The sequence below is a fragment of the Streptococcus sp. 27098_8_134 genome (assembly GCF_041431675.1).
GTDB lineage: Bacteria > Bacillota > Bacilli > Lactobacillales > Streptococcaceae > Streptococcus > Streptococcus sanguinis_R.
Window position 1 is genome coordinate 339137 of the sequence record NZ_JAPVYD010000003.1, and the last position, 12050, is coordinate 351186.

Genomic DNA, 12050 nt, shown 5'->3' on the forward strand with positions numbered 1-12050 from the left:
ACTGATTTTTAGCACTCTTGTAAAAAGAGTGCTAATTTTTTGAGTTTTTGTCTTGACTTTGGAGTAGAAGAGTGTATAATAGAATCATGAGTTAGCACTCGAGGTGATTGAGTGCTAATTGACAGCAGAATCTTGATTGGAGGTGATGCCGTGGTCACGGAGCGTCAAAATGAGATTTTGAATTTGATTATTGATATCTTTACTAAGACTCACGAGCCGGTCGGCTCCAAAGCCCTGCAGGATTCCATCAATTCCAGTAGTGCTACTATCCGAAACGATATGGCAGCTTTGGAAAAGCAGGGGCTTCTGGAAAAGGCGCATACGTCCAGCGGCCGTAAGCCTAGCGTGGCTGGTTTTCAGTACTTTGTCAAGCATTCTCTGTCCTTTGATCGTCTCGCTGAGAATGAACTTTATGAGGTTATCAAAGCCTTTGACCATGAGTTTTTCAACTTGGAGGACATTCTTCAACAGGCAGCAGACCTTTTGACCAAGCTCAGTGGATGCACGGTTGTTGCACTGGATGTAGAACCCAGTCGGCAGCGTTTGACAGCTTTTGACATCGTTGTGCTCAGTCAGCACACGGCTCTGGCGGTCTTCACCTTGGATGAGTCCAATACCATTACCAGTCAGTTTATGATTCCGCGCAACTTCCTAAGAGAAGATCTGGACAGGCTTAAAGGCCTAGTAAGGGAGCGGTTCTTGGGACAGACAGTGCTGGACATCCATTACAAGATTCGAACGGAAATTCCGCAGATTATCCAACGCTATTTCACTACGACGGACAATGTCATTCAGCTTTTTGAGCATATCTTTGGTGATATTTTCAAGGAAAATGTGATTCTGTCTGGCAAGGTTCAGCTCTTGGAATTCTCAGACCTGACGGCCTATCAGTTTTTTGATGACCCGCAGAAAGTAGCTTTTGAGATTCGCGACAGTTTGGCCGAAGATCAGATGCAAAGCGTGCGCGTGGCAGACAGTAGAGAAAGCTGTTTGGTTGATTTGACACTAATTTCCAGCAAATTCCTGATTCCTTATCGAGGCTTTGGGGTGCTGGCAGTTGTCGGTCCGGTCAATCTTGATTACCAACGGCTGGTCAGTCAGATGAATGTCGTCAACCGCGTGCTGACCATGAAACTGACCGACTTCTATCGATACCTTAGCAGTAATCACTACGAAGTCCACTAAATATAGTATAAATATTCCTAAAAAGGAGGTGCCTTGTGGCAAAACATAAACAAGAAGAACATCCAGAAGATGTAGAAGTAAAAGAGGAAGCTGTAGAAACAGCTGAGCAAGCTGAATCAGCAAGCCCTGAAAAATCAGAATTAGAACTAGCTAATGAGCGGGCAGAAGATTTTGAAAACAAATATCTCCGTGCTCATGCAGAAATGCAGAACATCCAGCGCCGAGCAAATGAAGAACGCCAGCAGCTGCAAAGGTACCGCAGCCAGGACTTGGCAAAAGCTATTTTGCCTTCGATAGATAATCTGGAGCGCGCACTTGCCGTTGAAGGTCTGACAGATGATGTCAAAAAAGGACTGGAAATGGTGCAGGAAAGCTTGATTCATGCTCTCAAAGAAGAGGGTATCGAAGAAATCCCAGCTGACGGAGCTTTTGACCATAACTATCACATGGCCATTCAAACCGTTCCAGCTGACGATGAGCACCCAGCTGACACTATCGCACAGGTCTTCCAAAAAGGCTACAAACTTCATGATCGTATTTTGCGCCCAGCAATGGTAGTGGTCTATAACTAGGCTAGAAAACTTGAAAAATCTTGTCCGAAACGACAATAAACTATGAAGAAAGAAAACATTCGTTTAGCTTTGCTTTTAATGAGCGAACGAACCAAAGAGTATTGAAAATAAAATTAAAGTAAAAAGAGGTAAAAATATGTCTAAAATTATCGGTATTGACTTAGGTACAACAAACTCAGCAGTTGCAGTTCTTGAAGGAACTGAAAGCAAAATCATTGCAAACCCAGAAGGAAATCGTACAACACCATCTGTAGTGTCATTCAAAAATGGTGAAATCATCGTTGGTGATGCGGCAAAACGTCAAGCAGTAACAAATCCAGATACAATCATTTCCATCAAATCAAAAATGGGAACATCTGAAAAAGTAGCTGCTAACGGCAAAGAATACACTCCGCAAGAAATCTCAGCTATGATTCTGCAATACTTGAAAGGCTATGCAGAAGAATACCTTGGTGAAAAAGTCAGCAAAGCGGTTATCACAGTGCCAGCTTACTTTAACGACGCACAACGTCAAGCGACTAAAGACGCTGGTAAAATTGCTGGTCTTGAAGTAGAACGTATCGTTAACGAACCAACTGCAGCAGCCCTTGCTTACGGTCTTGACAAACAAGATAAAGAAGAGAAGATCTTGGTCTTTGACTTGGGTGGTGGTACCTTCGACGTTTCAATCCTTGAGTTGGGTGATGGTGTTTTTGATGTATTGGCAACTGCTGGTGACAACAAACTCGGTGGTGATGACTTTGACCAAAAGATTATCGACCACATGGTAGCTGAGTTCAAGAAAGAGAACGGCATCGACTTGTCAAATGATAAGATGGCGCTTCAACGTTTGAAAGATGCAGCTGAAAAAGCTAAGAAAGATCTTTCTGGCGTGACTTCAACTCAAATCAGCTTGCCGTTTATCACAGCTGGTGACGCTGGACCTCTCCACTTGGAAATGACTCTGACTCGTGCTAAATTCGACGATTTAACTCGTGACTTGGTAGAGCGCACTAAAGAACCAGTTCGTCGTGCTCTTTCTGACGCAGGCTTGAGCTTGTCAGAAATTGACGAAGTAATCTTGGTTGGTGGTTCAACTCGTATTCCGGCAGTTGTGGAAGCTGTTAAGGCTGAAACTGGTAAAGAACCAAACAAATCAGTAAACCCTGACGAAGTAGTTGCTATGGGTGCTGCTATCCAAGGAGGTGTTATCACTGGTGATGTCAAAGACGTTGTCCTTCTTGACGTAACACCATTGTCACTTGGTATCGAAACAATGGGTGGCGTCTTCACTAAGCTGATTGACCGCAACACAACGATTCCAACTTCTAAATCACAAGTCTTCTCAACTGCGGCAGACAATCAACCAGCCGTTGATATCCATGTTCTTCAAGGTGAACGTCCAATGGCAGCAGATAACAAGACTCTGGGGCGCTTCCAATTGACAGATATCCCAGCTGCTCCTCGTGGAATTCCTCAAATCGAAGTAACCTTTGACATCGATAAGAATGGTATCGTATCTGTTAAAGCTAAAGACCTTGGAACTCAAAAAGAACAACACATTGTCATCCAATCTAACAGCGGCTTGACTGATGAAGAAATCGACCGTATGATGAAGGATGCAGAAGCGAACGCTGAAGCAGATAAGAAACGTAAAGAAGAAGTTGACCTTCGTAACGAAGTCGACCAAGCTATCTTTGCGACTGAAAAGACAATCAAGGAAACTGAAGGCAAAGGCTTTGACGCAGAGCGTGACGCTGCCCAAGCTGCTCTTGATGAACTTAAGAAAGCGCAAGAAGATAATAACTTGGACGATATGAAAGCGAAATTGGAAGCTCTTAACGAAAAAGCTCAAGCGTTGGCAGTGAAACTCTATGAGCAAGCTGCTGCGGCTCAACAAGCCCAAGCGGGAGCAGAAGGAGCTGAAAACACAGGCTCAACTAAAGCAGACGACGATGTCGTAGACGGAGAGTTTACGGAGAAATAGGCGGTGAGACAGAACTAAAAATTGAAAGTTTTTAGTTCGTAGTCGAACCCCCGCGAGGATGATTAGGATTTTTGGGAGTCTGAAAGACGAACCTAAAATCCAATCAGCTACCGCGTCAAAAATTTTTCGAAAAATATTGTTTTGAAAATTTCACGTCGTAATGATAGGAAGAAATCCAGAGGTTGCAACCCAGCCTCTGTTTTTCGCTAAACTAGAGGGTGACGCTTATGAAGAAAGTGCTCTGTTTAATTTATCCTAATTTTTCACTTTATGAAGTAGTTAGTCTGACCAGTGCTTTAGCTCTATCTTTTGGTATTGAGGTTGATTATGCTGGTTCAGATATAAATGTTATAAGATCAGAAGATGGACTTCCCTGTCAACCTACTAGGACACTGGATGAAGTAGTTATCGAAGACTATTCTTGTGTCATTTTGCCAGGAATGATAAATATTATCCCTGCTTTGCATGATGAAAAATTGATTTCTTTCCTAAGAAGTTTGAAGCAGCAAGAGATTTTGATTGCAGCTATTTCATCAGCTCCCATTTTATTGGCGAAAGCAGGTTTATTGAAGGATAATAAATTTACTGGTGGGATTTGGCAAAACTTCTTTGACTATTTTGAATTTCTTCCACGTGAGAATTTCAAAGCTCAAGCTGTTCTACAAGATAAAAACATCATTACAGCTGTTGGCTTTGCACATCAAGCGTTTGCAAGAAAAGTGCTTCTTAGTCTAGATTTGGTAGATAATGCTGACAACTATTTTAAAGAACAGAATCAGTATTCGGAAGAGGACTTGATATTCACTTTATCCGATGAAGAGTTTGCTGAGATGAAGCATGAATTTGAAAATACCCTCTAATCAATATTTTCTAAAATTTAAAGAAAGGAACATGGGTGTTCGCAACTGAACACGGGTTCCAAAAATTCTGACTCAATATAAAAGAAAGGAACTGAACCCGACCTAAATTCTCGGAAAAAAGAGAAATCTGTCTAGGAGCATCGCTCCGTCGCCTGATTTCCTATTTTTCAGTCGAATTTTACGGTCTTGGTATCTTATATGAACAATACAGAATATTATGACCGTCTAGGTGTCTCTAAGAATGCTTCTCAGGATGAGATCAAGAGAGCCTATCGGAAATTATCTAAAAAGTACCACCCCGATATTAATAAGGAAGCTGGGGCGGAGGACAAATATAAAGAAGTCCAAGAGGCTTATGAGACTCTGAGCGACGAGCAAAAGCGGGCGGCCTATGATCAATACGGCGCGGCGGGAGCTAATGGTGGCTTTGGCGGCGGTGCAGGCGGCTTCGGTGGCTTTGATGGCTCCGGCTTTGGCGGCTTTGAAGACATTTTCTCTAGCTTCTTTGGTGGCGGTGCTTCGCGTAATCCTAATGCTCCGCGCCAAGGGGACGATCTGCAGTATCGTGTGAATCTCCGCTTTGAAGAAGCCATTTTCGGGGCTGAGAAGGAAATCAAGTATAACCGCGAAGCGACTTGTCGTACCTGTGACGGGTCTGGTGCTAAGCCAGGAACTAGCCCTGTTACCTGTGGTCGCTGCCATGGATCAGGTGTTATCAACGTTGATACCCAGACACCGCTTGGCATGATGCGTCGCCAAGTAACCTGTGATGTCTGTCACGGCCGAGGAAAAGAAATCAAAAGTCCTTGTGAAACCTGTCATGGAACGGGGCATGAAAAACAGGCTCACAGCGTCAAGGTGAAAATCCCTGCTGGTGTAGAAACTGGTCAGCAGGTCCGTCTGTCTGGTCAAGGTGAAGCAGGCTTTAATGGCGGCCCTTATGGTGATCTTTATGTTGTGGTCCAAGTTGAGCCGAGCGATAAGTTTGAGCGAGATGGCTCTACCATTTACTACAAGCTCAATCTCAACTTTGTCCAAGCAGCTCTTGGTGACAGTGTAGATATTCCAACTGTTCACGGGGATGTTGAGCTGAATATCCCAGAAGGAACACAGACTGGCAAGCGTTTCCGTCTGCGTGGTAAGGGAGCACCGAGTCTGCGTGGTGGAAGCATGGGTGACCAGTATGTTACTGTCAATGTTGTGACACCGACTGGCCTCAACGACCGTCAAAAAGCAGCCCTCAAAGAATTTGCGGAAGCTGGCAACATCTCGGTCAATCCTAAGAAAAAAGGTTTCTTCGACAAAATGAAAGATGCCTTGGAAGATTTGTAATCAGATAAAAAGGAGCAGCCTAAAGCTGTTCTTTTTGTGTTTTCTAGAAAGCTATTGGGCAAATGTAGTCAAGAACGAGATCCGCTCTAATCAGCCCTTTAATCAAAAGAAATTCACAATAAAAAGCGTAAAGAGATTTTCTCTATTTACTTTTACAAAAATTAATTGTTTTTTTAAGTAAAATCTATTGTAAAAATTTCCTAAAAGATATATGATAATACTATATGTATAAAACGCATCTTTTTAGCCTGCTGGGGAGTTGGCTAGGGAGATATTGGGAGATTAGCTTTATACATTTTAGGAAAAAGGGGATTTATAAAGTGAAACGTTTTGAAAAAGTGCAGGAGCGAATTCAGAAATATTCGATTCGCAAATTGTCTGTCGGTGTGGGCTCAGTTGCCATTGCAGCTCTGATTTTTGGGAGCTCTTTGTCCAGTTCGACTGTTGCTGCGGATGAAGTAGGAGGCGGTGCGACTGCTCATTATAGCTATGTCGAAGAGCAAGAGCTAACAGAGCAGGAAAAAGGGCTGATTAAGAAAGGTCTGCCTGAAAATCTGCAAACAGGGGAAAATTATTACCTGATTTATCGGAAGCAAGATGGGCAAGCTGTCTTGCCGAGTACAGGAAATAACGGTCAGCCGCTTCTCAGCTTATTTGCAGGAACGGCTATTTTGGCTGTCTTGGTATTCTCACGAAAGAAATCTGGCAAATTACTAGGAGTGCTTTTGCTAGGCAGCTTGGGACAGACTGTATTACAGTCTCCTCAAGCGTTTGCGCTAGAAAATCGGGAATTACTTTCCTATAACCGTCAAGTTGCGGTTTCGTCAGCAGTTTCTGAAGCGGATGTGACTATTGCAGGCTATAACTATATCGGTTACTTTACCGCTTCTGATTTGCGTACTTTGACAGAGACCAAGACAACTTCTCTGCCGGCTGGTCAAGAGGCTCAAGCGCAAGCAGAAGTGTCAGAAGCTGCAAAAGAGGATTCTGATTCTATTGATCGAGCTGCTCAGGCAGGGTTGCAGTATCAGCTGAATCCTGATGAAAGTGATTCTGGCCAGATAGGAAATCTTCCAACTCCAGCTCCAACTCCAAATCCTAGTCTAGCTCCTCAGCCGTCAAATCCACCTATAGAAACGGCAAAAGGGGAAAGTTTACAAGAGCCCGCCTTGCCAGAGTACAGCGGTGCTGTGAACGGTGAGTCGCTAGTTCAAGCGGAAACTCCAGTCTATACTGCCCCAGTTGGTACAGTTGGAGACACAGCCCCGGTTGAGCCAGCATTGCCAGAATATACAGGCGGCGTTAACGGCGAATCGCTAGTTCAAGCAGACAATCCAGTCTATGATGCTCCAGTAGCTACAGTTGATGATACAGCCCCAGTTGAGCCAGCCCTCCCAGAATACACAGGCGGCGTTAACGGTGAATCGGCAGTTCAAGCAGACAATCCAGTCTATGATGCTCCAGTAGCTACAGTTAGTGACGTGGCTCCAGTTGAGCCAGCATTGCCAGAATACACAGGTGGCGTTAATGGTGAGTCAACAGTTCAGCCAGAACAGCCTAGTCTGCATACAGACATCAAGCTAGAAACGATTGAACCTAAAGTTGTCAACAAGACAGATGATAGCAAGTATCTTGATGAGGAGACCACTGTCGATGGAACTCCAGGACAAAAAGAAATTGTTACCAGCTATGAAGTCTTGGGTGGTAATCGCATATCAGAGCCGCAAATAACTGAAAGAATCTTGCATGAAGCAGTTGATACAGTGGTCACTCGGGGTAGCAAGGCTCGCATCAATAAAGAAGAATTGAGCAAGCAGCTAGCTTTAGCAGCGGCTGTAGATCCAGGAGTTTACACCAATCAATCCTATCAGCAGCTGCAAGCAATTAAGAATATGGCTGCGACGGTTTATCAAACTTCGTCAAGTCAAGATGAAATAGATGCGGGTGTCAACCAACTTAAGCAAGCTTTGTCCGACTTATTGGCCCTTAAAGCAGCACCAACTCTGACTGTTTCAGCGGTTAAGAAGGATGAATTGCAGAAATCAGTTCAGATTCAATACCAGCTGACGGACAGGGATCAAGCCTTTACTAGTGCTCATGTTCGTCTGAAGAAGGATGGCCAGCTGATAGCAGAGCAGAACTTGGCGGCAGGCCAGTTGACTGCTAGCTTCAGTGGTTTGGACTACTATACACCATATAAGATTGAGACGACTCTGTCTTATGACTTAGGAAATGGCTCTGAAAGTCAGGAATTAGCTCAAGAGACAGTCCAGCTTGACCTGAAGAAGGTAGAACTCAAGTCCATCACTAATGTCGCTTTGATGAAGGTTGAAAATGGCCAGACAAAATTGATGCCTACTCTGGCTGAAAAGCCAGCAAATCTGGACCAATATTATCTGCACTTTACATCCGACCAGTTCAAGGACACTGTCCTACCAGTTACCTCTATTGAGGAAGTGGTCGTTGATAACCAGCCTGTCTTCAAGATTCAGGCTCAGCTGCCAGACTTGCTGCAAAGAAGCGCAACTGGTCTTCAAAACAGCTTTGATTTCTATCTGGAAAAGGCTAAGAAGCGTGAAGGAAATGTCTACTATGACTTCCAAGATCTTTTGGACGGTATCAAGGAAGATCCTTCTGGAACCTTTATTTTGGGCCGCAGTATCAGTGCCAAGCTGATTGACAAACCTGCCAACAGCAAATCTTACTTGCCAGGTGAGTTCAAAGGTCAGCTGATTGGCGGTCAAAATGGCGAGCGCCATGCGATTTTAGACTTGGCGCATCCTTTATTTGATACGATTACTGGCGGAACGGTCAAGGATATTGACTTTAAGCGGGTCAATATGGTTTATCCAGATTCGCAAGCGGGCGATACAATTGCGACAATTGCTGCCCGCTTGAAGAATAAAGGAGTAATCGAAAACGTCAATGTACAAGGATACTTGGAAGGAAGAGACCATATAGCCGGTCTGGTTAACAATATAGAAGGCCAATCTCGAGTTGAAAATGTCTCCTTTAAGGGTCAGATTAAGTCTAAAGGCGGAAATTCTGTAACAGCTGGTATCGCTGGAACCAACGCCATGTCCTTGGTGAAACGTGCCTACGTTGAAGCGGATATTTGGGTTAAGAGTGGCCAAAATGCAGGTATGCTGGTCGCTCAAAACTTCACTGACTATTCAGGTTCAGGCTGGGGTAACTGGGGCAGATTGATGCAATCAGTTGCCAAAGGTAAGTTAGAGGATGCAGGCTCAAGAAATTCAGCTGGTATCGCTGCTTCCATTTGGCCGTATGGAACCATCAATGACACTGTCAGCTATGCAACGGTAGTGAACGGTAAAGAGCTCTTTAGCTCAGATAATGAGATTACCGATGCTTGGATGGGACAAAAACTCCAAAACCTCTTTGGTGTTCAGGGACAAAGCTCTGGAACCAAGACAGGTAAAGATGCTAAGTTCCGTCGCTTGACAGAAGCAGAAGCTGAGCAAAAAGTCAAGAGCTATCAGATTACGGCTCTTGAGCAAACCAGCGCAAATGAAGTAACAACTGAGAAGCTAAATGCTGCTATCCTGAGAACAAGTACTTATCAAGATAAGCCAGGTTACAAGGCAGAAAATGAACAGCTTTATCAGAACCTCGAGCGCTTTATGCCTTTCTACAACCAAGAGTTCTTGATTCATGAGGCCAATAAGCTGGTGGATGCTGGTAAGGCGGGCGACCTGTTGACTAAGAAAGTTCTATCAGTTCAAGCCCTGAAAGGCAACCAATTTGTTACTGGCGGAACGGATGCAGATAAGATCTTAGTCCATTTTGCAGACGGAAGCAAGACCATCTTCAATCTTCAAAATCAAGCACGATTTGAACAGACGGCTCTGCCGGAATACCAGATTGCAGAGCTTGGTACAGTCTATACTCCAAACCACTCAACGGCTGTCAAAGAAGACTTGCTGACTCAGCTGACTGAGAGCTTAAAGAGTTTTGAACTGTACAGTGATGAAGTCTATCGTTCTGTTGGCCTGCCTAATGATAATGACAAGGTCAACAAAGTCAAGCGTCTCTTCCTAGATGAATCTCTGGCTGAAGTGAAAGCCAACTTGCAGGATATGCTTGGTAAGCTCCTGGCCAATGAATGGACAAGATTCCATGCTGATAATCCAGCAGCCAATGAAGCTCTGAAAGCTAAAATCGAAGAGAACAAGACGGCTATCATGCTCGGTCTGACCTACCTCAACCGTTATTACGATCTCAAATTTGGCGACTATAACCTTAAGGAGCTAGTACTCTTCAAACCAGATTTCTATGGTGAAAAAGTGTCATTGCTGGATCGCTTGATTAAGATTGGTCGTTCGACAGAAAATCAACTGAAAGGGGCAGACAATGTCAATATGTTTGCGCGTCAGTTGAAGGCTGAGTCCAAGTCTAGTGATTTGGTCGCTTACTTGGATTACAACCGTCGCCTGCTGACTGACTTTGAAGACATGGATTCTTGGTTCAAGGATGCAACACGAGGCTTTATTCAGTTTGAAGAACGCCAGTCCGAAGTCGAGGAGATTAAGTCTGCTAAGTATCGCGTCTTTGATAACCTCAACTCTGAATATTTCAGCAACTATATCCTCCCGCTTCTAACCTTGAAGAATACGCGCTTAGCCATTCTGTCAAACTATAGCACGATGGCCTTTGTCAACAGAGACAAGCGCCGGTCATGGTCTGATGAACGATTTAATGCGGGCATCAAGGAAGTAGCGACCCAGCATCGAAATCACGTAGACACTTGGTACAAGCTTCTCTCAGATGATATCAAGTCCAGAATGGTCAAGCAAAATGTAACGGCTGTATGGGATGGTTTTGATGTGGAAGGACGTGGCTGGATTGATGTCAACGGAAATGATAATAAGGGCAATCCTTATGCTCCATCCCGCGAGTTCTTCAACCTAGTTGGCGGAAGAGCTGGTGGCTGGTACAAGTCAAATGGCTACGGTGCCCATGCTGCTGGTTCAATCCGTGTGAACTTCGAGGCCTTTGACCTCTTGACGGAATACGGTGTGTCTGTCTTCACGCACGAGCTCACCCACGTCAACGATAGAGATATTTATCTGGGCGGACATGGCAGGCGACAAGGTATCGGACCAGAAGGTTATGCCCAAGGTCTGCTCCAATCACCAGTTCCTGGTCAGCCAGGCTGGGGTGCTCTGGGTCTCAATATGGCCTTTGATCGTCCAAATGATGGCAGTCTCATTTTCAATAGCTCGCCAAGTCTTTTCAAGAACCGAGCAGACATCGACCATTACATGAAGGGGTATAATGATACCCTCATGCTGCTGGATTACCTTGAGGGACAAGCCGTTGTTGCCAAAGGAAATGAAGCAGCAGCCAAATGGTTCAAGAAGGTTGAACCGAAAGTTGTGGATCCTCGAACCCAATACGATGTTGTGAGAGAGTTGACGGCAGAGGAAAAAGCAGCCATGTCAGTCTCGTCTGTAGAGGATTTGGTTGACCAAGGCTTGCTGTCTAACCGTGCGGTGGACAATCGAACCTATAATCCTGCTGACTATGACTCTAGTTACATTGCTATCGACTTTATGACGGGTATCTATGGTGGTGGTCAAAACAATACTGGGGCGCCAGGAGCCTTGATGTTCAAGCATAATACCTTCAGAATCTGGGGTTACTATGGCTATGAAAAAGGCTTTGTAAGCTATGCTTCCAATAAACACCGCAAGACAGCCAATGAGCAAGGTGTGACTGGTTTGAGCGATAACTTTATCATCAAGCAAATTTCTGAAGGTGAATTTGAAACCATGGAAGCCTTCAAGAAAGCTTACTTCAGAAAAGTTGTGGATAAAGCACAAACCTCAGGTATTAAGCCAGTGACAGTCAACGGAAAAGTCTATAGTACTTATGAAGAACTAAAAGCTGGCTTTGCAGAAGCTGTTGACAAGGATCTGAAGAAGTCTCGTGTTGATGAACGCGCAACCAAGGACTTCAAGTATGCTGTATTTACGCAGTTGCTGAAGAACACCAACAGCTTTATGGATGAAAACTCCATTTGGGGTTCCTGAGTCAAAGTGTCAGATTTACGTTAGGTCTAGCTGCAAATAAGGACCGTTAGAAGATGTCATAAATACCCCATTTGAATTTACT

At 44.4% G+C, this 12050-nt stretch carries 6 protein-coding genes; all 6 read left to right on the plus strand.

Translation table 11 applies throughout. The annotated features are described in order from the left end of the window. Nucleotides 1–150 precede the first annotated feature (150 nt). On the plus strand, nt 151–1185 hold the full coding sequence (gene hrcA / locus O3620_RS09045) for a heat-inducible transcriptional repressor HrcA (RefSeq protein WP_032909614.1): 1035 nt from the start codon (nt 151–153) through the stop codon (nt 1183–1185). Between the two features lie 35 nt (nt 1186–1220). Then, a complete protein-coding gene (grpE, locus tag O3620_RS09050; protein WP_002905347.1) occupies nt 1221–1757 on the plus strand; it encodes a nucleotide exchange factor GrpE in 537 nt (178 codons plus the stop codon). Nucleotides 1758–1893: 136 nt separating this feature from the next. Next, nucleotides 1894–3723: a molecular chaperone DnaK gene (gene dnaK, locus O3620_RS09055; RefSeq protein ID WP_004184222.1), complete on the plus strand. Its 1830-nt coding sequence runs from the start codon at nt 1894–1896 to the stop codon at nt 3721–3723. 227 nt (nt 3724–3950) lie between these two features. Next, on the plus strand, nt 3951–4583 hold the full coding sequence (locus O3620_RS09060) for a DJ-1/PfpI family protein (protein ID WP_125379911.1): 633 nt from the start codon (nt 3951–3953) through the stop codon (nt 4581–4583). A gap of 198 nt (nt 4584–4781) precedes the next feature. Further along, nucleotides 4782–5915 carry a molecular chaperone DnaJ gene (gene dnaJ, locus O3620_RS09065; RefSeq protein WP_002905343.1) on the plus strand — a complete coding sequence of 378 codons (1134 nt, stop codon included), beginning with the start codon at nt 4782–4784 and terminating at the stop codon, nt 5913–5915. A gap of 320 nt (nt 5916–6235) precedes the next feature. Then, nucleotides 6236–11968: a ZmpA/ZmpB/ZmpC family metallo-endopeptidase gene (locus tag O3620_RS09070; protein WP_371601663.1), complete on the plus strand. Its 5733-nt coding sequence runs from the start codon at nt 6236–6238 to the stop codon at nt 11966–11968. The last annotated feature ends 82 nt before the right edge of the window (nt 11969–12050 follow it).